Source organism: Spirulina sp. CS-785/01, from assembly GCF_028330525.1.
Taxonomy (GTDB): Bacteria; Cyanobacteriota; Cyanobacteriia; order Cyanobacteriales; family Spirulinaceae; genus JAQMSD01.
Window position 1 is genome coordinate 1 of sequence record NZ_JAQMSD010000233.1, and the last position, 24,150, is coordinate 24,150.

Genomic DNA, 24,150 nt, shown 5'->3' on the forward strand with positions numbered 1-24,150 from the left:
AGTAATGTTGTTTGTTCTGGGTTCTTTGTTCTCCCCCAGAGGGAGGAGAGAGAATAGAGGAGAGAGGATAGAGAAAAAATTACAGACTACTCACTTCTCACTTCTCACTTTTCTCTCCTCACTTCTTCTCCCCCATCTCCCGACTCCCGACTCCCGACTCCCGACTCCCGACTCCCATCTCCCCTTTGTGTCCTTTGTGTCTTTGTGGTTCAACCGTCAACTATCAACTATCAACTATCAACTCCCTTGCGTATAATAGAGGATCGTCGTATTGAGGCTATGATCATGAAACCAATTCGGGTGGGTGTACTCGGTTTTGGAGGGTTAGGGCAGGCCGCTGCACAACTTCTAGCCCCAAAAACAGAAATGCGCTGGGTGGCCGTCGCGGATAAACAAGGCTTTGCCTATAACCCAGAAGGACTGGATCCCCAAGCCTGTCGCCAAATCTATCAAAAACAGGGGTCTGTGGGCTATTTAGACTCCGTAGGCATAATCAGCAATGATAGTATTCGGGAGTTACTCCGAAAGGCCGATGTGGATGGTTATTTTCTAGCCTTACCCAACTTACCCAATACCTTTATGGCCTCCGTTGCTCAACAATTTATTAATTCCGGTTGGCAAGGAGTGTTAGTGGATGCCTTAAAACGGACTTCTGCGGTTGAACAATTATTGGCGATGCGGGAGGACTTACAAGAGGCGAACATTACCTACATGACCGGATGTGGGGCAACTCCGGGGTTATTAACCGCCGCCGCAGCCGTGGCTGCTCAAAGTTTTGCGGAAGTTCACAGTGTTAAAATTACCTTCGGGGTGGGCATTGCCAATTGGGATGCCTATCGGGCGACGATTCGAGAAGATATTGCCCATATCCCTGGCTTTACGGTAGATCAAGCGAAAGCCATGAGTGATGCGGAAGTGGCGGCGTTTCTTGACAAAACCAACGGCATTCTCCAATTAGAGAATATGGAACACGCCGACGATATTATGTTAGAACTGGCTGGGATTTGCGATCGCGCTCAAGTCACAGTGGGCGGCATTGTGGATACGCGCAACGCCCAAAAACCCCTTAGCACGAACGTCCAACTCACAGGCCGCACCTTTGAGGGGAAAATTTCCACCCATACTTTTACCCTAGGGGATGAAACCAGTATGGCGGCCAATGTGTGTGGCCCCGCCTTTGGCTACCTGAAAGCGGGGATGGCTTTCCACCAGCGTGGTATCAATGGGTTATGGACGGCAGCTGAGGTTATGCCTCAATTTGTCCGTTAACGAGTTAACGAGTCACAAAGGGATGATGAGGGGAAATGAGGACTATTCCTCAATTCCCAACTCATTCTCCGATAAGCTCGATTCTCCCTCCTCCTCTGGGAGTGCCGTTTCCGGCATTGTCCGCACCACATAGGGTAAACTCGCCCCTGCTAACCCGCGCTGAACGCGCTCTGGGGTGTCCGAAAAGACCACAAAGAGGGGATAAACCCGTTCGGACCCTTCCGAGAGAATATGGGAATAATGGTGGGGCATGAGCCACTCGTAATCTTTATCCAGATACACTTGAGCCTGTCGCCAACGCATTAATAAATCCGAAAAATCTTCTTGGGGGCGATGGATAAACACCAAAATTTCCACCCCCATTTTGATCTTCCACTCTGGATCACACATTAAAATCGCCAAATCACAAGTCATCTGAGTGGCTGTATTGGGGGTAATACTGCGACTGGAGGCTTCCGGGGGTTTCGCATGGCGAATGCGGGCCACCGGGAGAGGTAAAACAATGACACTCTCATAAGGACGGCGTAAACTGGGGATCATCTCCAAGTAAGGCCGATGCTCCCGTAAAAGCGCGATCGCAGCATCCCGATTACAGTACTCCGATAAGAGCGTTTCATAAAAGGATTGCTTCACTGACATAATGCAAAAACTAGCCTAATTCGTCAAAGACTGCGAACATGGGCAGATACATGGATAAGAGAATCACCCCAACCATGGCCGCAACTCCCACCATCATCAACGGTTCAATGATACTCGTGAGTGCCGAAACCGCTTGTTCTACCTCATCTTCATAAAAATCTGCCACTTTCATTAACATGGCATCTAAATTCCCGGCTTCCTCCCCAATAGCAATCATTTGAATAGCTAAAGGCGGAAAAATCCCTTCTCGTTCTAAAGCAACACTGATCATCCCCCCCTGTTGAATTTCTTTTTTCGCCGCCTCAATGGAATTCGCCACCACTTGATTCCCTGCAATATCCCGCACAATATCCAGACAATTCAAGATCGGCACTCCTGAACGAGTTAAGGTCCCAAAAATCCGGCAAAACCGCGCCACGGAAGTCTTTTGATTCAAATCCCCCAATAGGGGCATTTTCAGCATTAAATGGTCAATCTGTAAGCGTCCAGCAGGGGTACTATAATACCAGTTATAGAGCGTGATAGCTGCAAAAATAGAGGGAATTAAAATCACCCAAAAGACCCAATTCGTAAACCAGCTACTCAACAGCAACATAAACTGAGTTAACGCCGGGAGAGTCGTTCCCAACTCCTGAAAAATTCCGGCAAAAATGGGAATCAAAAAGATGGTCATGGCGAAAAACACAATCACCGCAATGCCCCCCACTGCCACGGGATAGGACATTGCCGACTTGACTTGGTTTTTCAAACGCTGCATATTTTCCAACAGCATGGCCAGACGGTCCAATACTTGGTCTAAAACCCCCCCAACTTCTCCCGCATCCACCATGGAAACGTACAGTTGGTCAAAACATTCCGGGTATCGCCGCATGGACTCGGACAAACTCACCCCTTGCTGTACATCGCTACTCAGTCCGGTCAGAGCTTTTTTCAATTTCGGATTAGTACATTGATCTGTCAGAATCCCCAAACAGCGAACAATGGCAATCCCCGCATTAATCATCACCGCAAACTGCCGCGACATAATCGCTTTATCTTTCACGGTGACACTAGCAAATTTTTCTTCTAGTTCGGTCAGATCAAAACTCAATCCCGCTTTCTTAATCGCCCCAACATTGGCATAGCGACCTTGCAACATCGTCCGGACTTGTTCGGCAGAGGTCGCTTCTTCTTTAACTTTTAGGGAATTCCCTTGACCGTCTTGGACTTCAGCAACAAAGGTGGGCATGGCTCTTAAATGGGTAAATAATACTTCACAATTCCTCTATCAGAGAGAGGATAGAGGATAGAGGATAGTTAACTCACTACTTACTTCTCTTTCCTCACTCCTTTGATAACGGGTTCTCAAAGTCAAGATTGAGGAAACTTACTCAACCTCTCTTTTAATTTAGCTCAAAAACGAAGACAGGGAGATAATTCCAGAGACTCTACTTGCCTCCCTCCTCCCTCCCCGTCTCAGTTCTTTGGTTGGGTGAGGGTAAGCTCAGACTCACCCTCGTTTAGCCGTTAGCGTTTCGCGCCAGCTTTCCCCCCCGCCCCTTGAATCAGACGTTGTAATTCATCGGGTTTACTACATTTAGAGACCGCATCCTCAAAGGTGACTTTGCCTTGATTGACTAAGTTGGCTAAGTCTTGTTCCATGGTTTTCATCCCCATTTTTTGCCCGGTTTGAATGGAGGAATAAATCATAGAGCTTTTTCCTTCTCGAATTAAGTTGGCGATCGCAGGTGTAACCACCATAATCTCCTGACCCATACACCGACCAAACTCCCCAGGTTTCGGATTATGTTTCGGCACTAAACATTGACTAAACACCGCCAACAACGACTGGGACATTTGCGCCCGGATTTGCGGTTGTTGTTCCGGCGGAAACACATCCAACAAACGGTCAATGGTTCCTGCTGCCGAGTTAGTATGCAACGTCCCAAACACCAAGTGACCCGTTTCTGCCGCCGATACCGCCAGAGAAATCGTCTCTAAGTCCCGCATTTCCCCCACCAGAATAATATCCGGGTCTTGCCGTAACGCCCCTTTCAGCGCGTTACTAAAACTCTTAGTATCTTCCCCTTTTTGCCGTTGGTGAAAGAGGCTTTTTTCATTGGGAAACACATACTCAATGGGGTCTTCAACCGTTAAAACGTGTTCAGAGCGCGTCCGGTTGATCAAGTCCAACATGGCCGCCATGGTGGTGGTTTTCCCGGACCCCGTTTGCCCAGTGACCAACACCATCCCCCGTGGCCGTTCCGACATCTCCCGCACAATATCGGGCAACCCTAACATATCAAAGTTCGGAATCTTCGAGGATAAGGCCCGCATACAGGCCGCCCAGCAGCCCCGCTCTTTATACACATTGAGCCGAAACCGCGCCAACCCTTTCACCCCGTAAGAGGAATCCAATTCCCAGTTCTGCTCTAACTCTTTCCGTTGCTTGTTATTGAGCATACTGAAAATCAGTTTTTGGCTCTCCTGGGGAGTGAGGGGTTCGTCACCAATGGGTTCTAATTTCCCACTTTTCCGGAAATAAATCGGTGCGCCGGCTTGAATATGAACGTCTGAGCCGCCCAGTTCCACAAGCTGCTCTAGCACGTCTTCAATCATTAATTCCATTGGCATGGGTTACTCTCCTTAAAATGGCTGTTTTTTTAAGTTCTAAATCGTTAAGAGGTAGTAGGCTGAATTGTCTGTAGTATGCCCAATTTTGACGAGTTTCCTTCAGTATTTACTCCGAAAAGCGAGGAGTCATACAGTACGGGCAATCAATCCATTCGGGCTGCAATTCAGCACCACAAGTCCGGCAGGTGAGTCCACTTTTCCGTTTGGCCTTCAGTTCAGCCTCTACACCTGAATCAGTGAAGGTGACACGCTCCACTTCTTCTAGGGTGGTATAGCCTTCTTGTACCAAGTTTAAACTATAGGCGAGGAGGGTTTTCATTCCTTCCTCTACGGCAACTTCTTTAATGCGTTCTGTGGGGGCCCCTTCGTTAATCATGGTTTGCAGGTTTTCAGTCATTTTCATCACTTCGTACACCCCAACCCGGCCTTTATAGCCTGCGCCGCCGCATTTCTCGCAGAGTTGACCCTGGTTACGGGCTTCTTCCCGTTCTTCGGGCGGGACAAAGTTGGCTTTGTAAAAGGTGAGTTCCCCTTCTTGGGAGGCGGTGAACCCGTAGCGGGCCAGTTCTTCGCGGGTGGGTTCGTAGGCGATGCGGCATTCGCTACAGACGCGACGCATGAGACGTTGGGCCAGTACACCCAGTAAGGCCCCGGAGATCATGAAAGGTTCAACCCCCATTTCATCTAAACGGGCAATGGCCCCGGCTGCGTCGTTGGTGTGCAAGGTGGTTAAGACCAAGTGACCCGTTAACGCCGCTTCAATGGCGGTTTTTGCCGTTTCTTGGTCACGGGTTTCCCCTACTAGAATTACGTCCGGGTCCTGTCGTAGGAATGCCCGTAGGATGGAGGCGAAGTTCATGCCTTTTTCCCGGATGACCTGTACCTGAGTAATGCCGTCCAAGGAGTATTCAATGGGGTCTTCGGCGGTGCTAATATTGACCCCTGGGTCATTCCGTTCTGCTAGCACTGAGTACAAACTGGTGGATTTCCCGGACCCGGTTGGCCCCGTCACCAGAATTAACCCAAAGGGACGACTGGCCATTTCTCGCACTAAGTCGAGGGTGTCTTGGTCGGTGATCAGTTTGTCTAGTCCTAGTTGGGTGGCGGAGTTATCGAGAATCCGTAATACCACTTTTTCTCCGAACCGACTGGGCAGGGTACTCACCCGGAAATCTACTTTCCGCTTGTCGTACATCCGCCGAATTTTCCCGTCTTGGGGGAGGCGTTTTTCGGCGATGTCTAATTCCGACATAATCTTGAAGCGGGCAGCGACGGCGGCGGCAATTTTTTTGGGGAATTCGGGGAAGGGCTGTTGCAATACCCCGTCTTTCCGGAAGCGTACCCGCAGGGCGTATTCTTGGGGTTCGATGTGAATGTCCGACACATCGTCGTTTAAGGCTTTCATTAAGATTTTATTCACAAGGTTGACGATAGGCGCACCTTGTGCATCTTGCTCAGCCCCTAAGTCATCTTCAGCTTCATCCGGGGCATCTTCTAAGTTCCCTAAATCTTCAACTAACCCAGTGACATCAACGGATTTGGCTTCTTCTTGTTTTCGTTCTTTGGCGACCTGTTCATCCAAGTAACTATCCATCAATTTCTGATAGTCTTCGGGGGTGATCACCATCCGTTTTAATTGAATGCCTTGGGGGCGCAAAATGCGTTTCAGGTCATCTTGGGCATCCAGGTTATCCGGGTCCACCATGGCTACTAGAACCGTTTGCGGTTCCTCATCGCTTTTGGAGAGGGGGGCTAATTGATAGCGACGACAAATATCAATGGGAATGAGGTGGTCAATTAATTCCCCCATTTGGTTATTGGCAATGGGGTTGATTTCGGGGTCAAGGGAATCTACCCCGTAGAGGATTTTCAGTTCAAAAAGTTGTTGCTTTTTATACTGACGTTGCAGTTCCGGAGTGAGTTGACGACCTGTGATTTCTTGGATGACATCGGTAATGGGGCGGCCTGACTGGCGAGCTTGGGTCAGGGCTTGTTTCATTTGTTCGTCACTGGCAAAACCGGACTGAATCAGTTTATTACCAAAGGGAGAATAATCATTACGAACGGTTAGGGCGCGGGACCGGCGGGATGTTCTAGAAGATGATTGAGTCATGGTTAATCGTAATCGCTCCTTACTCTAAGAAGGGCTTTGGGCAATAAAATAAATGGCAGTGAAATGGATTGATTTAAACGCTTTATCTCTCCCATACAGCCAGTTGGGGTGAGGACAATTTTTTACTCGGATTAGCGATGGGCTTAATTCGATGATAACTTTGAAATTTCTGAGACGGCAGTTTTTTTCTCTGGATTGAGATAAATTCCCCTCATTATGTTAAGTTTTGCAAACAGGTTGCGAGGATTCTTAGGGAGAGAAGAAGTCTATCATCCTTGGCCATCCCAGAACTTTCCTCCTCCCTTTCTAGCTTAACTTCCATGGGGATGAACGGCCTGAGTTAGATGGGAATCTTAGGCCGGAGGCTCCCAGGAGAGGGAAAGTGAAGGTATGATATTCAATGAACGTCCAAAACTAGGTCTAGGTATCACACCAATTGAGCCGTTTTTGTGAGTGCATCACTAGGGGACAACCCGACGGTTCTAATCCTCAGCGCGTTTCCCGTTCAGCGTGCGATCGCGCTGTCCTCATTAACCTCATTAATGAATAGAATTCATTAATGAGGACTGCGGTTAGGATTCATTCCTATGATCGAATGATGAGACAATAGATTCAGATGTGACTTCAACCAGACGAACATTTAACCCGCTCGTTAAAAGCTAGACATTGATTGACATTGTTCAATTTTTGTTGACTTAGAAAGGGACGAGCGTGCAGACTCAGCCGTAAATCCTGTAAAAAGGTAGGCTACCTTCAGAGGGTGATCACACCCAAGTGTAAACGCCAGCACTTGGCCCTGTGGTCTGTAATTAAACTGAATACCAACGATGAGTGAAGGTAGTGTTACAGACGTAAAAAGCCCTTTGAAGTTTGTCGAGGCAAACCTTACAGTTTAACTGAGTGGCTGAAGAAGCCCTTACAATCATGTGCAATTACGCATTTCTCATAAACCTGACCAAAATCAAACCCCTTTGAAACCTGTTCATCCGGCACAGGCCAGAAAACTCCAGGAGGGGTATAAGTAGGGCTTTGTAGCCTAATGTCCAAAAAAGTCAGGTAAATCGCCTACTAGAGGTTAACCCTCCACCCTCTATCAGGGGTCAGATCCTCAAGGGTCAGATTCTCAGGGGTCAAATTCTCAGGGGTCAGGGGTCAGATCATGGGACTTCTTCCCCCACTGACCCAGAGATGAGAACAAGTCAACAAAGCAACAAACACACCAGTACAGATACAACACAAGGTAAGGTATGGTCAGCGAGCAGGGTAATCCAGAAACCAATCCCACCCAAGAACAATCCGAAGAGCAAGTGTCGTTAAGCGACTTAGAGTTCAACGACACCGAGGACAACACCAGCGAAGGCAACACCAGCGAAGGCAACACCAGCGAAGGCAACACCAGCGAAGGCAACACCAGCGAGGGAAATAATGCCCCGTCTGGGGGTGGAGATGGCCAAGCAGGCTCTCCGGCCCAAACCCCAGACGACAATGCCAAGGCCACCCAGGAATTAGTCGAAAGCCTCCAAAAAGAACTCGAACAACTCAAACAAAAACTCGCTAAACAAACCGAGCAAACAGAAGGCTATAAAGCTCAGTTTGCCAGAAACGCCGCCGATTTTGATAATTTCCGGAAGCGAACCCAGAAAGACAAAGAAGAACAAGCTCATCTGGTGAAACGGGAAACCCTCTCGGAACTGCTTCCAGTGGTCGATAACTTTGAACGGGCCAGATCACAAATCAAACCGGCCACCGAAGGCGAAATGGCCATTCATAAAAGTTATCAAGGGGTTTATAAAAACCTCGTTGATGGACTGAAACGCCTAGGGGTAGCGGCCATGCGTCCCGAAGGTCAACCCTTTGACCCCACCTATCATGAAGCCATGTTACGAGAGCCAACCCACGAGCATCCAGAAGATACAGTCATTGAGCAACTGGTGCGGGGCTACCTTCTCAATGATCGGGTTCTCCGTCACGCCATGGTGAAAGTGGCCGCTCCCCCCGAAGATGCCCCCTCAGACGCTCCCTCCACCGAGGAAGAAAGCGACACTGAGGAAAATTCTCCGGCATAATCGAACGCTCAAACCTGGGACAGTTTCTCCAAGAGCCATTAGGATCAAAAATAGGCAATCGGCAATCCGGCTAAGAGCTTCGGTTATGACCCTCGCCCCTTGCACACTTTAGTACCCAAGCACCACTATGGGAAAAGTCATCGGTATTGATCTAGGCACTACAAATAGCTGCGTCGCGGTTCTAGAAGGGGGAAAACCCTTCGTGATTCAAAGTACCGAAGGCGGTCGCACAACCCCCAGTATGGTAGGCTTCGGCAAAAACGGCGAACGCCTCGTTGGTCAACTGGCCAAACGGCAAGCCGTCACCAACGCCGAAAATACCATCTACAGTATCAAGCGGTTCATCGGTCGTCGTTGGGAAGATACCGAACAAGAGCGATCGCGCGTCCCCTACACCTGTGTCAAAGGCAGGGACGATACCGTTGATGTGCAGGTGCGAGGGCGGAACTACACCCCCCAAGAAGTATCCGCCATGATCCTGCAAAAACTCAAAGCCGATGCCGAAAAATTCCTCGGCGAACCCGTCGCCCAAGCCGTAATCACCGTCCCGGCCTACTTCACCGACGCACAACGGCAAGCCACCAAAGATGCCGGAACCATCGCCGGCCTCGAAGTGTTACGGATCATTAACGAACCCACCGCCGCCGCCCTCGCCTACGGCTTAGATAAACAAGACCAAGACCAACATATCCTCGTCTTCGACTTAGGCGGCGGCACATTTGACGTTTCCATCCTGCAACTCGGCGATGGAGTCTTTGAAGTCAAAGCCACCTCCGGCAACAACCACCTCGGCGGTGATGACTTCGACAATGTAATTGTCCAATGGCTCATCGAAGACTTCAAAACCAAAGAAGACGTGAACCTAGGGAAAGACAAAATGGCCCTACAACGGCTGCGAGAAGCCGCCGAAAAAGCCAAAGTGGAACTCTCCACCATGGCCTCCACCTCCATCAACTTGCCCTTTATTACCGCCGACGAAACCGGGCCCAAACACCTCGAAATCGAGCTATCTCGCTCAAAATTCGAGGAACTGGCCAGCGAATTAATCAAAGGGACTATCTTACCCGTTAAACAAGCCCTCAAAGACTGCGAACTCACCCCCAAAGACATCAACCGCATCTTATTCGTTGGGGGGTCAACCCGCATTCCCGCCGTGGGCAACGCCATTAAAAAATTCTTTAATCAAGAACCCGATCGCTCCATTAACCCCGATGAATCCGTAGCCCTAGGGGCCGCCATCCAAGGAGGCGTATTAGGGGGAGAAGTCGAAGACCTCCTCCTCCTGGATGTCACCCCCCTCTCCCTAGGCATTGAAACCCTAGGAGAAGTCTTCACCAAAATCATCGAACGGAACACCACCATCCCCACCAGTAAATCCCAAATCTTCTCCACGGCGATCGACGGACAAACCTCCGTCGAAATTCACGTCCTGCAAGGGGAACGGGCCATGGCCCGAGACAACAAAAGTCTCGGTAAATTCCTCCTCACCGGCATCTTACCCGCCCCACGAGGAGTCCCCCAAATCGAAGTGAGCTTTGAAATTGATGTCAACGGTATCTTAAAAGTCTCCGCCCAAGACAAAGCCACCGGAAAAGAACAAAGCATCCGCATCACCAACACCGGAGGACTCAATTCCGCCGAAGTGGAACGGATGCGCGAAGAAGCGGAACAATACGCCGAAGAAGACCGCCGCCGCATGGAATTAGTCGAACTGCGAAACCAAGCCGACAGTATCTTCTACACCCATGAAACCACACTCAAAGACAACTCCGAATTTATTCGGGATGACCTGAAAGCCCAAGCCGAGAAGAAACGGCAAGAACTAGAAGCGGCCTTTAAAGACTCCTCCCTCAGTGCCGAAGAAGTAAAAGCCAAACTCGAAGAATTTAAACAAGTGGTTCTCTCCGTAGGAACAGACTTGTACAATCGAGCCAGCCAAGGAGTCAGCCAAGAATTTGAAAATGTGGAAGACGAGGACGCAGAAGAAGTGCAACCCGTCTCCGAAGAACCCGCCCTCGAAGAAGACGACGACGAAGAAGAAGAAGAATTTAGTTTCGACTTTGACGACGAAGACGAAACCGTCGCCGCAGATTACGAACCCGTGGACTAATTTTGCTAGTATGGTCAGGAGGAGAATTCTCCCGACATTTCTGTTACAGTTGATGGAGAGGCAACAACCCTCCATGCTGTTCAGTCTCTAGGCTGAACAGTGAGAAGATACTCCTTACCTTCAATGTAAATGAATATTCCGCTATCATCATTGATTATCATCATTGATTATCATCATTGATGTAGCGGCGAGAGTATCCAAAGAATCCCACGGCTGCAAGTTCGTGGGAAAGTCAACCCTAAAGACCAACTCGATCAATCAGCGCTCTATGGCAGGCGACTACTACGAAATTCTCGGTATCTCCCGTGATGCCACCCAAGACGAAATTAAACGGGCTTACCGCCGCCTAGCTCGGAAGTACCATCCCGACGTAAACAAAGAACCGGGGGCCGAAGATCGCTTTAAAGAAGTGAACCGGGCCCACGAAATTCTCAGCGACCCCGAAATGAAAGCCAGATACGATCGCTTTGGAGAAGCGGGAGTCTCCTCTGGTGCAGGGGCAGGCGCAGGGGCGGGATATTCCGACTTTGGCGATATGGGCGGCTTTGCCGATATCTTTGAGACCATTTTTAGCGGTTTCGGAGGCGGCATGGGAACTGGTGCAGCCGGAGGCCGCCGCCGCACCGGCCCCACCCGAGGGGATGACCTCCGACTCGACCTCAAATTAGAGTTTCGAGAAGCCATCTTTGGGGGAGAAAAAGAAATTCGCATTCCGCACCTAGAGACCTGTCAAACCTGTAATGGCAGTGGGGCTAAACCTGGCACAGGGGCTAAGACCTGTGGAACTTGTAACGGGACAGGACAAGTCCGCCGCGCTACTCGTACCCCCTTTGGGAGTTTTGCCCAAGTGTCCGTCTGTCCGACTTGTAACGGGGAAGGGCAAGTCATTGAAGAAAAATGTGAATCCTGTGGCGGAGCAGGCCGCAAACAAGAAACAAAGAAATTAAAAATTACCATTCCAGCAGGGGTGGATAATGGCACGCGGTTACGAGTAGCCCGGGAAGGAGATGCCGGACAGAAAGGCGGCGCACCGGGGGATTTATATGTTTATTTATTTGTTGAAGAAGACGCGAAATTTAAGCGCGAGGGAACGAATATTCTCTCGGACATCTCGGTGAGTTATTTACAAGCCATTTTGGGGTCAAAAATCCCGGTTGATACGGTGGATGGGGAGGCCGAATTGACCATTCCCCCAGGGACTCAGCCAAAAACCGTGTTAACCCTAGAAGATAAAGGCGTGCCAAAATTGGGGAATCCCGTCAGTCGAGGGGATCATCTCATTACCGTCAATGTGGAAATTCCCACCAAAGTGGGGGCCGATGAACGGGGGTTATTAGAGCAATTAGCCAAAATTCGCGGTGAAAACACGGGAAAGGACGGAGGCATTGAGGGTTTTTTGGGAAAGATGTTTCGGGGATAGATGAGTCGTGAGTGAATCAAGCGTGAAAGACACCATTGAACAAACTGCGGATGCTCAGTTAGATTTACGGGGAACTCCCTGTCCGATTAATTTTGTGCGGACGAAAATCCGCTTGGAGCAGATGGAGTCCGGTCAGTTGTTGGAAGTCTGGCTTGATGCTGGCGAACCCATTGAGCAAGTCCCCGATAGTCTAGTGATGGCAGGGTATGGGTTGGAAGCGTTGGTGGATTGTCAAGATTATTTTATTTTGCAAGTCCGGAGTAGTTGAGGGTTGTTTGTTGTTTGTGAAACAGTAAACAGGGAACAGTAAACTGTTACCAGCATCCGAAGGCAGATGGCAGATGGCAGAGGGCAGATGTTGTAATAAGGAGGAAGTTAACCTAAAAAGAAGAACAGAAACTAATCAGAGTAAGGCTTTCAGCCTATTTTAAGTAATTTTAGTTTCACTGAGAGTAACCTGTTACCAGTTGTTACTCCCCATCTCCCCTATCTTCCCCATCTTCCCTATCTCCCCCATCTCCCGACTCCCGACTCCCATCTCCAATCACCAATTACCAATCCCCCTTTTATGTCTGACCAACCGACCCAAACGTATCAAGGAACGGTCATTGCGGTACAGGCGAACTTTTATCGGGTTCGTTTGACAGAGAAGGTGGGGGAATGGCGGTTTTTGCTGTGTACGCGCCGATCGCGCTTAAAGAAAATTGGTCAACAGGTGATGGTGGGCGACCAAGTGCTGTTAGATGAAATTGACTCAGAAGATGGCCGGGGCGCGATCGCGCAAATCCTCCCCCGCCAAACCGAACTCCAACGGCCCCCCGTGGCCAATGCAGAGCAAATTTTATTAGTCTTTGCCCTAGAAGAACCCACCCTCGACCCTTGGCAACTGAGTCGCTTTTTAATTAAAGCCGAATCCACCCAACTCACCCCCCTCCTCTGTTTAAATAAAAGCGACTTAATTAGTGCAGCCGAGCAGCAAGCGTGGCAGGAGAGGCTGCAAAAATGGGGCTATGACCCCTTATTTCTGAGTGTCATGGAGGGAAAGGGGTTAGAGGCATTAAAAGCCCAATTAGGGGCAAAAATCACCATTGTAGCCGGCCCGTCCGGGGTGGGGAAGTCGAGTTTAATTAATTGTCTCATTCCCGAAGCCCACCTGCGCGTTAAATCCGTCTCCGGGAAACTACACCGAGGCCGCCACACCACCCGTCATGTAGAATTATTCGAGTTACCCAAGGGAGGACTATTAGCCGATAGTCCAGGGTTTAATAAACCCAATTTAGACAGTGAACCGCGAGAGTTAGCCCAATATTTCCCCGAAGCGAGAGAACGGTTACAAAGAGAGAATTGTCAGTTTAGCGACTGCTTGCATCGAGATGAACCGAACTGCGGGGTTCGGGGAGACTGGGAACGCTATGATCATTATGAGAAATTTTTAGAGGAAGCGATCGCCCAAGCCGAACAACGTCACCAGCGACCCAACGAAGAAAAGCATCTGAAGCTCAAAATCAAGCAATCCGGGGAAAAAGTCTATGAACCCCGCTTAGAGAGCAAAAAATACCGTCGTCAGTCCCGCAAGTCCCGTCATCAAACCCTACAAGATTTAATTGAAGAAGCAGAAGACTTTTGAAGCGATCGCAAAATCTCAACTCTCCCCTATCCATCTCCCCTTGCCATCAACGTTATACTAACCATTGAATCTCCTCCACCCATCCTGCACGCAATGAAATCAAATCAATGACAGCAATTTGGGGTTTTCTTAGTATATTTCTCCTCTGTCCCCTATTAGGGGGACTGCCGCTAGTGGATTGGATCACCCGTACCTTCGCTAACAAAAACCTGCGCGAACTAGGAACGGGCAATTTATCCGTCTCAGCGGCCTTTTATCATGGGGGGACAACCATCGGGGTGTTAGCGGTTCTCTCAGAAGCAGGAAAAGGACTGGTTGCAGTTGCGATCGCGCGTTACTTCTTCCCCCAATATCCCGTCTGGGAACTCATCGCCCTCATTACCCTCGTCTTAGGCCGCTACTGGATGGGAAAAGGGGCCGGAACAACCAACGTAGTCTGGGGACTCCTCCTCCATGATCCCATCGCCACCGGATTAATCCTCCTCATTGGAGGAATTAGTTTTACCATCTTTCGAGAACGAGTCACCGGACGCTATGTAGGCTTATTTCTCCTCGCCTTCATCCTCACCCTACAACGGCCCAATGACCCCGATTACATCTTAGCCGCCATTACCCTCGCTGTCCTCATCGGCTGGATATACCAACTGATTCCCGACGACCTCGACTTACCCGAACAACAAGCAAAAAGTAACTCTCAAACCGTGTTTCGTTTTTTTCGTGGCGATAATGCCATTCTCACCCTTCAGGATAAACTCGAAGCCCGCAAAGTCGGGCGAAAAGCCGCAACCCTAGCCCAACTGAAACGCTGGAATTATCCCGTCCCCGACGGTTGGGTATTACCTGCCGGAGATGACTCTCAACCCCTCCTATTATCCCTAGAACCCTCCGTCCAACAACCCTTCGTGGTTCGATCATCGGCAGTGGGAGAAGACAGCGAAACCGCCTCGGCAGCAGGGCAATATATCACCGTGGCCAACGTCACCACCTCAGAAGAACTCTCCGAAGCCATTTTACGCTGTCAGACCTCCTACAATAACCCCTCGGCAGTGCAATATCGTCGAGATGCCCAAACGCGGGAGAAAAAACGCAAAAGTCGCAATATTTCCCTCTCCGTCATTATTCAAAAACAAATTCAAGGGGCCTTTTCCGGCGTGGCATTTAGTCGGGACCCAGTAAACCGTTATAGTGATGCAGTAGTCCTAGAAGCCTTACCAGGGGATGCCGCGCAAGTGGTCTCCGGCCATACCACCCCAGACCGTTATCGGGTATTCTTAGACCGTAGCGAAAGCCAATCGGAACAAGAAACCGTCCAAATTAACGAAAATTCCCCCCCCTGCGTCATTGAAGGCCAAGGAGAAACCCCCTTTCGCATCATTCAAGAAGTAGCCCAACTGGCCCGAGACTTAGAAAACCGCTTCCACGGTATTCCCCAGGATATTGAATGGACCCACGACGGCCAACAACTGTGGATTCTCCAATCCCGTCCCATTACCAATTTACAACCCATTTGGACGCGCAAAATTGCCGCCGAAGTCATTCCAGGGGCTATTCCTCCCCTCACTTGGTCCATTAATCGGCCTTTGACTTGTGGGGTATGGGGAGACATTTTCACCGTTGTTTTAGGAGAAGACCAAGCCGCCGATTTAAACTTTGAAGAAACCGCCACACAGCATTATTCTAATGTCTATTTTAATGCCACCTTACTGGGGCAAATTTTCCGCCGTATGGGACTCCCCCCAGAAAGTTTAGAATTTCTCACACGGGGGACAAAGTTTTCTCGTCCTCCCCTCCTCTCCACCCTGAAAAATATCCCCGGACTGCTACGACTGTTGGGCAGAGAATGGCATTTAACAAGAGACTTTGAACAAGATTATCAAAAATGGTTTAGCCCCACCTTAAATCAGTTAAAATATCCGCCCAACTCCTTTAATGAGGAGGAATTATTAACGCGAATTGATTTAATTTTATCCACCTTACGCCGTTCTACCTATTATAGCATTTTAACGCCTCTGAGTTTAAGTTTTCGACGGGCAATTTTAGGGGTTTCTGAGCAAGAATTAGAGAATCGCAACACGCCAGAAGTCGCCTCTTTAGTCGCTTTAGCAGCCTTAGCGTCGAAAACACGCAACTTACTTCCCATGGAACAATTGCAGTTTGATAGTTGTCCCTCCCTCTTTGCCTATTTAGCCGAATATCCCGACGGGGAAAATGTGTTAAAACAATTTAATGAATGGTTAGAAACCTATGGCTATTTAAGCGAAACTGCCACAGATATTTCTGTTCCCCGTTGGCGAGAAAACCCCCGTCCCATGCGGCAATTATTCACCCAGTATATTTTTGATGAACATCAACGCTGGCAAATTGAACAGCAAGCTAAGTCAGACACGAATAGTAATATCCTTAATTTAGTAGTCCAAAGACGATTAAATCTCAAAGGGAAATCCACCGAAGTCTATTCCCGTTTATTAGCCCATTTACGCTGGACATTTTTAGCCTTAGAGAAAATTTGGTTAGAGAAAGACTGGTTACAAGAAGAAGGGGACTTATTTTTCTTAAAATTGCCCGAAATTCGCAGTATTATTGAAGATAACGATACCCACTTACAAACCCGTTTATTAGAACTCATTGATCAACGACGGAAACAGTGGAAAAAAGATAAAACAATCAGCAACTTACCCTTTGTCGTGTACGGGAAACCGCGAGAAGATGACCTCCCCCCCATTTCTCCCCTCCCCTCCCAACAACAACTACAAGGCATTGCCGGAAGTCCAGGCATTGCCGAGGGAGAGATAAAAATTATGAGAAACTTGGGCGAGATCAGTAGTTTAAGCCGTGATACGATCCTCGTTGTTCCCTATACCGACTCCGGGTGGTCGCCCTTTTTAGCCCAAGCGGGAGGTATTATTGCAGAAGTAGGGGGACAACTCTCTCATGGGGCAATTGTAGCGCGAGAATACGGCATTCCTGCCGTGATGGATGTCCACAATGCGTTAACCCTATTCAAAAATGGCCAACGGGTGCGTATTGATGGAGAACAGGGCATTGTAGAATTATTGGACTGATGGGCAATAATTTCTTTATGTCCTTTCTTTATGTCCTTTCTTTGTGTCCTTTGTGTCTTTGTGGTTTAATCCCGACGTAAGCATTCAGCTATCAGCTATCAGCCGCGACTCTTAACACTAACACTCCGTTGGCCAAGCCTTTCCAAGGGGAGAAAGCACGTCTATCAACCCGTTGTAACGGGTTTCAGCTATTAGCCTTGGGTTAAAACCCAAGGCATATAAAGGTAGAATTACTGAGGGAGGAAAAATGCAGCATTTAGGGTTATTTGTGGGACTGACAACCCTAGACTTAATTTATCAAGTCGCGCAGTTTCCCCAAGCCAATGAAAAAATTGTCGCCCTCGATTATAAGAGTAGCGCAGGGGGGCCGGCCACCAATGCCGCCGTAACCTTTGCCGCCTTGGGCAACCGGGCTAAACTGGTGAGTATTGTAGGACAGCATCCCAACAGCGCGTTAGTGGGGGCTGAATTAGAGGAATATGGGGTAGAATTGTGTGACTTGGATGAGGGGTTTCAGGAGTCACCGCCCTTATCTTCTATTATTGTGACTCAGGAAACGGGCGATCGCGCAGTTATTTCCCTCAACGCCAAAAAATCCCAAGCCACCGTCCCACAACTTCCCCCCAATATCCTAGACCATGTAGCCCTCGTCTTAATCGACGGACATCAGATGGCCGTCAGTGAAGCCATTGCCCAAGACGCACAAACGCGAGGCATTCCCGTTATTATAGACGGAGGGAGTTGGAAGCCCAATTTTGAGCGCGTTTTGCCCTACGTGGATTATGCCATCTGTTCAGCAAACTTTTACCCCCCCAACTGCCAAACCCCCGACCAAGTATTGCCAGTTTTACAACAATTTCAGATTCCCCACATTGCCATCACCAGAGGGTCAGACCCCATTGTATATGTCACCCAAGGACAAAAAGGAGAATTAACTGTTCCCACCGTCCCTGTCACCGATACATTAGGAGCAGGAGACATTTTTCACGGGGCCTTTTGTCATGCCCTCCTCCAACAGGATTTTCTCACCGCCTTACAACAGGCCGCAACCGTGGCCGCCCATGCGTGCCAGTCCTTTGGGACCCGTGACTGGATTCAAACTTGGACAAACTCCAGTTAAATTCCTCAAAATGCCAGCAACTGTATATGAACCCTCCCGTAACGTTACCCTTGTCAACACTCACTGAAAAGGACATTCACCGATGATTCATGACCAACTGACCGGAATTTGCGCGATCGCTCGTCAAGTCGCTTGGGGGGCAGGAGAAGTCTTACAAACCTACTACCGGGGCGATACAGACTTAAACATTCAAGATAAAGAAGGCGACCCCGTAACCAAAGCAGACCACGCAGCCAACCATTACATCCTAGAGCATCTCAAAGACCAACTCTCCGACCTCGACTTCGGCTATCTCAGCGAAGAAACCTACCATCCCGACACCTTGGACCCCCTCCCCCAAGACTGGGTATGGATCATTGACCCCCTCGATGGGACAAGAGACTTCATCGAAAAAACCGGAGAATACGCCATTCACCTTGCCTTAACCCATAAAGGCCGTCCTCAGTTAGCCGTCGTCATTGTCCCCGAAACCGATAAACTCTACTTTGCGATCAAAGGCCAAGGCACGTATGTAGAAACCAAAGACGGCACAGTCACCCCCATTCGCGTCTCAGACCGTCAACCCATCTCCGAACTCTACTTAGTCGCCAGTCGCAGTCACCGCAACGAACGGTTAAATCAACTCTTAGACCGCATTCCCTTTAAAGACAAAGTATATGTCGGCAGTGTCGGCTGTAAAATCTCCACCATTTTAGAAAAGCGCACCGACGTTTACATCTCCCTCTCCGGAAAATCCGCCCCCAAAGACTGGGATTTTGCCGCCCCAGAACTCATCTTGACCGAAGCAGGGGGAAAATTCACTAATTTTGCCGGGGAAGACCTTTATTACAACAAAGGAGATGTCCGTCAATGGGGAGGACTCATGGCCAGTAATGGTCATTGTCACGAAGAACTCTGTCAGTTAGCCACCCAAGGACTCGCCGAGATTGATGGTTGATAGTGGATAGTTGATAGTTAGCCCTAGCAAAGCCAGAAACCGGGTTTCTTTCCCAGTCTTGGGACATACAACCCGAAGTCCCCAAGAAACCCGGTTTCTCCCCCCACTTAGCCAACCCGACTTAATTTTCTGTAACAAACTTGACAATTTCTCGAAAATTAGTAACAATGAACACAGATAGAAAAAACGTTCATCTCCAAGGAACGTGAAAAACCAATCAAATACTTGGAGACGGAAGTAGGGAAGCCATCCCGAAGGAACGCGCCCCATAAACCACACATTAAATATGGAGGCGACAACCATGGAACTTAAATATCGCGGAGTTACTTACAACTACAACCCCACTATCGTTGAAGCAGAAGAAGGAAAAGTAGGTGGTAAGTATCGGGGTTTAGAATGGCGTTTCCGTAACCAGAAAAAACCCTCAGCCCAAAAACCAACCCTTGATCTCGTATATCGTGGCGTTCACTACAAAACCGGGGGTGAAAACACCGGAAGCGTTAAACCCGCCATTCAACCCGAAACCGCGCAAACTCCCTCTTTGCAAGAAAAAGCACGGGCTTTATTCCTGAAAGATGAGTTGAAAAAACTTAACCGTCAACAGTCGATGTTCAACCGAACTGCCGATGAAGTGGGTATTGCTCACTAGGTAACAACCTGGCAATAGACAACTTGGCAATAAACGACTGATGGTTTGATATTGAGCCGCATCCTAAAAACGAGGGTGCGGCTTCTTGTGCGCAGTAAGCCCTCATCAACTAACTTGACATTTCTAACTTAGAAAGCTGCTAACTCTCTCAACCGGGTCACTCAGCACGACCAACCCATAACTGACAATAAACACCCAACAACCATTAAAATATGTAAAGCAGTTTTAAGGTTTAAAGAGGAAATGCGCGTAGCAATTATTGGTGCTGGACTAGCAGGGATGGCCACTGCCGTTGAATTGGCCGATGCGGGGCATGATGTGGAAATTTTTGAATCTCGTCCCTTTGTTGGGGGGAAAGTCGGCAGTTGGGTAGATAGCCAAGGCAACCATCTGGAGATGGGGTTGCACGTCTTCTTTGGCTGTTATTACAACTTATTTAGCTTAATGGAGAAAGTGGGCGCAATTTCTAACTTGCGGCTTAAAGAACACACCCACACCTTCATTAACGAAGGAGGCCGCATTGGTGAACTGGACTTTCGCTTCCTTGTGGGTGCGCCGTTTCACGGTTTAAAAGCCTTTTTCACCACCTCCCAACTTAACCCCATAGATAAAGCGGCCAACTCCCTCGCCCTCGGTACAAGTCCCATTGTGCGTGGTTTAATCGACTTTGACGGGGCTATGGAGCAAATTCGGGACTTAGACTCCATTAGCTTTGCTGACTGGTTTCGGAAACATGGGGGCAACAATAGCAGTTTAAAACGGATGTGGAATCCCATCGCCTATGCTCTTGGGTTTATCGACACAGAAAATATTTCCGCCCGTTGTATGCTGACCATTTTTCAGTTTTTCGCCGCTAAAACAGAAGCCTCGGTATTGCGGATGTTAGAAGGTTCTCCCCAAGAATACCTCCACCAACCTATATTAGATTATCTCACCGCCAGAGGTGCGAAAATCCACACCCGTCGCCGTGTGCGGGAAATTCAGTACACGGAGGGCAACAACCCGCAAGTTACCGGAATTGTAGTGGCCAAGGGAGACAGTGAGGAAAGCATCACCGCCGATGCTTATGTTGCGGCCTGTGATGTGCCGGGCATTCAGCGTTTATTACCTTCAGCATGGCGAAAATGGCCGGAATTTGACAATATTTACCAATTAACTGCCGTTCCTGTGGCAACGGTGCAACTGCGCTTTGATGGGTGGGTGACGGAAATGCAGGACGCAACCCAACGACAACAATTAGAAAAAGCGGCAGGGATTGATAATTTACTTTATACGGCAGATGCGGACTTTTCTTGTTTTGCAGATTTAGCGTTGGCCAGTCCGGGGGATTATTATAAGCCAGGGGAAGGGTCTTTGTTGCAATTGGTGTTAACGCCAGGTGATCCTTTTATCAAGAAAAGCAATGAAGAAATTGCCCATCATGTTTTAGGGCAAGTTCACAAGTTGTTTCCTTCCTCACGAGAGTTAAATATGACTTGGTATAGTGTGGTCAAGTTGGCGCAGTCGCTTTATCGGGAAGCCCCAGGGATGGACGTTTATCGACCGGATCAAAAAACGCCCATTGGCAACTTTTTCCTTGCGGGAAGTTATACGCAGCAAGATTATATTGACAGTATGGAGGGGGCGACGATTTCCGGGAAACGGACTGCTAAGGCGATTTTAGCGGAACTGGGAGTGCAAAACCAAGAACGCAAACCTGTACAAATGGGTTAGTTAGTTTAGCCTTGGGTTTTAACCCAAGGTTGATGTTAACTTAGCTTTCCAAAATTCTGCTAAACTAGGGCTTCCCAACAAGAACCAATTAACTGGTCAGCAATGCCCATTACTCCTGATTGGCAAAAGGTTTAGGGGGGAAGCGTAAATGGGGGACATTCATGGTGAGATGTTCTTGGCAGACTTCTGAATATAACTGCTCTAACCGGGTAATATTGTGACTCAACGTATAACGGTCTAAAACCCGCTTTCTCCCCTTTTGGCCCAAAACCTCCACTAACTCCGGTTGATCTTGAAACATGGGTAAAAGCGTCCGTAACTGAGTCGTCACCCCTTGGGTACTAATCACCACCCCGGCCCCACCTTCTAACACTTCCCCATCGGCCCCCGCATCGGTGGCAATACAAGCGGCCCCACAGGCCATTGCTTCTAAAAGCGATAACGATAACCCCTCCACCAGAGACGGGAGAAGGAACACATCTGCGGCCTGTAAAATCTCAACTCGTCTTTGTTCATTGCCCTCAAACCCATACCAAATAATGCCTTCTTCTTCCCCGTAATACAGTTCTAAGGTACTTTTTAGGGGTCCATCTCCCACTAAGACTAATTTACTCCCTTCCTCTAAATCCGCTAATTTCCACGCCTTCAGCATGGCCTCTACATTCTTTTCTGTAGCGATACGGCCCATATAGACAAAAAGGCGTTTAGCGTCCATTTCTGCCTTAAAATTGGACGGCCCAGGGCAATATTTATCCACATCTACACCATTGGGAATAATGGCCACGCGATCGCAAGGCACCCCCAACCGCACCAATAAATCCTTCTGCAACTTAGAAAAAACAATCACCCGATGATAATGGGCCAAAAACGGGGCATACAACTGATAGGTCAAAAACTGCGTACTCGATTTGAGATTCCGCAACTTACTATCAAAAGGAGGATGAAACGTAGCCACCAAGGGCAACCCCAACTCCTCACAAATCTCTGGTAAACGGAAATCCAACGTCGAAAGCGTCAAAGACGCATGAATTAAATCCGGTTGGAGATCGCTGAGAGACTCCATCAAAATCTTACTCGATCGCAGGGTAGGAATCGTATAGACCTGCGACTTATACAGAAACGGCAACACCACCTCCGCAAAATCAGACCGCCAGAGATCATCCTCTGTCCCATCAGTTTGGGCAAAATGAAGAAAACTGACGGGATGCCCTCGGTCTAGCAATGCGTTGGTGATTTCTCGGCCATAGGTGACATTGCCACAAAACGGGGTTTTTTTACCAAGCCATGCGATGTGCATTCAGATCGGGGAAATAGAACGCCTACATTTGAGAGAAATACTACAAAAATCCTCTCAAATCCTAGGAATTGTTAACTCCCGTTGATATTACCACTCCTGTACGGGAAATATACCAAGTTAACACCCCACTTGTCAGAACTAACCCGGCCAAGGTGAGTAAAACCGCTTGTAACCCCCAAATGGATTCAGCTACCCCCGCTAAGGCTAACGGTAGGGAGAGGGCAATATTTACCGCATTATTCTGGAGTCCAAACACCTTACCCCGCTTTTCTTCTGGAGTTTCCGCTTGGATGGTGGTTTGCATGGGCACTCCCACTAAGGCCGCAAACCCTCCTAATAGGGCAGTCATTACTAAAGCTAATACTAAACTATGGGAAGACAAAGATAATCCAATCAAAGACCCGGCAACACCGACTGATCCCCATAAACTCAGTTGGCCGTGAGGGAAGTTTGTTCCCCAATGGCCAATCAATGCGGCCCCAATGCCCAGGCCAACTCCTCCTCCTGCGAGAAGAAAGCCAAATTGTTCCGCTTTCAATTCGGGAATATCCGCAGCCAGGGGAACTGCCAACACCGCCAAGGCCGCAAAGACGCAAAAGAGCATAACTAGCTGTATCATGGCGTTGCGGACTTCGTGATTCTCTTTCAGGTAGAGAATACCGTCCCAAATATCTTGGAACACATGAGGTCGTTCAATGTGGAGAGATTCTTTTTTTTCTCCAGTTTGGAGGACTAAGAGAAGGACTCCTGCGATCGCGTAAGACCCTCCAACCAGAATTTCTTGACCATAGGACCCCCCAAAACTGAGAACATCCATTACTTTATCCATCACGGCCAAAAGCGGTTCACCTACCGCAAACCCCACAATAAGTAAGGCCATCATGGTTGTAGTGTAGAGAGAATTAGCGGGTAAAAGATGCTTACGTTTGACAATCAGGGGAATAGTGGATTGTTCTGCCGGGGCAAAAAACTGGGTCAACGTGGAAACTAGAAAAGTAATGACCAATAAAATACTAAACCCCACCGGGACATTGAGAAACGTTCCCCAATCCTGCGCCAACCATAACAGAGGCGGAATGGCCAACACTAACCCCCCCCGGACTAAATTAGTGGACACCAGTACAGATTTTTTCAACCATCGATCCACATAAACCCCGGCCAGAGACCCAAACAGGACCGCAGGAATAGTAAACGAAATCATAATCGAGGAAACCCAGTTACTGATATTTTCCTCTTGAACGCTGAAATAACTGGCAATGAGGGAGATCATCAACACCAGATAAATTTTATCCGCCAGTTGGGAAAAAATTTGCCCACTCCATAGCACTAAAAAACGACTATTTTTCAGGACTGGGAGAAAGCCTTGAGTGTTGTCCTCGTCTGCATCTGGGGTATCCTCAGAGGAGGAGGCATCCCCGTCTGCTAGGGGAGGTAACTCCCCCAAGGAGTCGCCATTGTCTGAGGTAAGGGTTGAGTGGTGTTCTTGGTCTTCAAAAACTCGCATACTGTGCTTAA

The 24,150-nt window shown here is 48.7% G+C and carries 17 protein-coding genes and 1 riboswitch; of the genes, 11 read left to right on the forward strand and 6 right to left on the reverse strand.

Annotated features, from left to right (window positions below):
• Window positions 1-285: 285 nt before the first annotated feature.
• On the forward strand, window positions 286-1,269 hold the full coding sequence (gene bioU, locus PN462_RS15100) for a (S)-8-amino-7-oxononanoate synthase BioU (RefSeq protein ID WP_272129433.1): 984 nt from the start codon (window positions 286-288) through the stop codon (window positions 1,267-1,269).
• A 42-nt stretch (window positions 1,270-1,311) separates the two neighbouring features.
• Here bioU and PN462_RS15105 read toward each other — a convergent pair whose 3' ends face one another.
• The 4 genes from PN462_RS15105 to PN462_RS15120 all read right to left on the reverse strand — a co-directional run bounded on the left by PN462_RS15105 (window position 1,312) and on the right by PN462_RS15120 (window position 6,634).
• The gene (locus tag PN462_RS15105) at window positions 1,312-1,908 is read right to left on the reverse strand and encodes a hypothetical protein (protein ID WP_272129434.1); all 597 of its coding nucleotides are present in this window, start codon (window positions 1,906-1,908) and stop codon (window positions 1,312-1,314) included.
• Between the two features lie 10 nt (window positions 1,909-1,918).
• Window positions 1,919-3,136, reverse strand: coding sequence for a type II secretion system F family protein (locus PN462_RS15110; protein WP_272129436.1), 1,218 nt, complete (start codon window positions 3,134-3,136; stop codon window positions 1,919-1,921).
• A 278-nt stretch (window positions 3,137-3,414) separates the two neighbouring features.
• Window positions 3,415-4,515: a type IV pilus twitching motility protein PilT gene (locus PN462_RS15115; RefSeq protein WP_443029186.1), complete on the reverse strand. Its 1,101-nt coding sequence runs from the start codon at window positions 4,513-4,515 to the stop codon at window positions 3,415-3,417.
• A 112-nt stretch (window positions 4,516-4,627) separates the two neighbouring features.
• Window positions 4,628-6,634, reverse strand: coding sequence for a GspE/PulE family protein (locus tag PN462_RS15120; protein WP_272129440.1), 2,007 nt, complete (start codon window positions 6,632-6,634; stop codon window positions 4,628-4,630).
• A 1,247-nt stretch (window positions 6,635-7,881) separates the two neighbouring features.
• Here PN462_RS15120 and grpE point away from each other — a divergent pair.
• The 10 genes from grpE (at window position 7,882) to zds (ending at window position 21,338) form a co-directional block, all read left to right on the forward strand.
• Complete coding sequence (gene grpE, locus PN462_RS15125; RefSeq protein ID WP_272129442.1) at window positions 7,882-8,700, forward strand: nucleotide exchange factor GrpE; 819 nt, start codon at window positions 7,882-7,884, stop codon at window positions 8,698-8,700.
• A 127-nt stretch (window positions 8,701-8,827) separates the two neighbouring features.
• Complete coding sequence (gene dnaK, locus PN462_RS15130) at window positions 8,828-10,810, forward strand: molecular chaperone DnaK (RefSeq protein WP_272129443.1); 1,983 nt, start codon at window positions 8,828-8,830, stop codon at window positions 10,808-10,810.
• A 268-nt stretch (window positions 10,811-11,078) separates the two neighbouring features.
• On the forward strand, window positions 11,079-12,230 hold the full coding sequence (gene dnaJ, locus PN462_RS15135) for a molecular chaperone DnaJ (RefSeq protein ID WP_272129444.1): 1,152 nt from the start codon (window positions 11,079-11,081) through the stop codon (window positions 12,228-12,230).
• A 7-nt stretch (window positions 12,231-12,237) separates the two neighbouring features.
• Window positions 12,238-12,498 carry a sulfurtransferase TusA family protein gene (locus tag PN462_RS15140; protein ID WP_272129445.1) on the forward strand — a complete coding sequence of 87 codons (261 nt, stop codon included), beginning with the start codon at window positions 12,238-12,240 and terminating at the stop codon, window positions 12,496-12,498.
• A gap of 300 nt (window positions 12,499-12,798) precedes the next feature.
• Window positions 12,799-13,857 carry a small ribosomal subunit biogenesis GTPase RsgA gene (gene rsgA / locus PN462_RS15145; RefSeq protein WP_272129446.1) on the forward strand — a complete coding sequence of 353 codons (1,059 nt, stop codon included), beginning with the start codon at window positions 12,799-12,801 and terminating at the stop codon, window positions 13,855-13,857.
• 107 nt (window positions 13,858-13,964) lie between these two features.
• Entirely contained in the window at window positions 13,965-16,919 is a 2,955-nt protein-coding gene (locus PN462_RS15150; RefSeq protein ID WP_272129448.1) for a glycerol-3-phosphate acyltransferase, read from the forward strand.
• A 247-nt stretch (window positions 16,920-17,166) separates the two neighbouring features.
• Window positions 17,167-18,039, forward strand: coding sequence for a sugar kinase (locus tag PN462_RS15155; RefSeq protein WP_272129451.1), 873 nt, complete (start codon window positions 17,167-17,169; stop codon window positions 18,037-18,039).
• An 82-nt stretch (window positions 18,040-18,121) separates the two neighbouring features.
• Window positions 18,122-18,976: a 3'(2'),5'-bisphosphate nucleotidase CysQ family protein gene (locus tag PN462_RS15160; protein ID WP_272129452.1), complete on the forward strand. Its 855-nt coding sequence runs from the start codon at window positions 18,122-18,124 to the stop codon at window positions 18,974-18,976.
• Window positions 18,977-19,161: 185 nt separating this feature from the next.
• Window positions 19,162-19,242: riboswitch (Glutamine riboswitch) on the forward strand.
• Window positions 19,243-19,277: 35 nt separating this feature from the next.
• Window positions 19,278-19,625, forward strand: a complete 348-nt coding sequence (locus tag PN462_RS15165; RefSeq protein ID WP_272129454.1) for a DUF4278 domain-containing protein — start codon at window positions 19,278-19,280, stop codon at window positions 19,623-19,625.
• Between the two features lie 243 nt (window positions 19,626-19,868).
• Window positions 19,869-21,338, forward strand: a complete 1,470-nt coding sequence (zds, locus tag PN462_RS15170; RefSeq protein WP_272129456.1) for a 9,9'-di-cis-zeta-carotene desaturase — start codon at window positions 19,869-19,871, stop codon at window positions 21,336-21,338.
• 109 nt (window positions 21,339-21,447) lie between these two features.
• On the opposite strand, the gene PN462_RS15175 is transcribed toward zds, so the two are convergent.
• Both PN462_RS15175 and PN462_RS15180 read right to left on the reverse strand, forming a co-directional pair.
• On the reverse strand, window positions 21,448-22,635 hold the full coding sequence (locus tag PN462_RS15175) for a glycosyltransferase family 4 protein (RefSeq protein WP_272129458.1): 1,188 nt from the start codon (window positions 22,633-22,635) through the stop codon (window positions 21,448-21,450).
• A gap of 61 nt (window positions 22,636-22,696) precedes the next feature.
• A complete protein-coding gene (locus tag PN462_RS15180; RefSeq protein ID WP_443029187.1) occupies window positions 22,697-24,139 on the reverse strand; it encodes an MFS transporter in 1,443 nt (480 codons plus the stop codon).
• Window positions 24,140-24,150 lie beyond the last annotated feature (11 nt).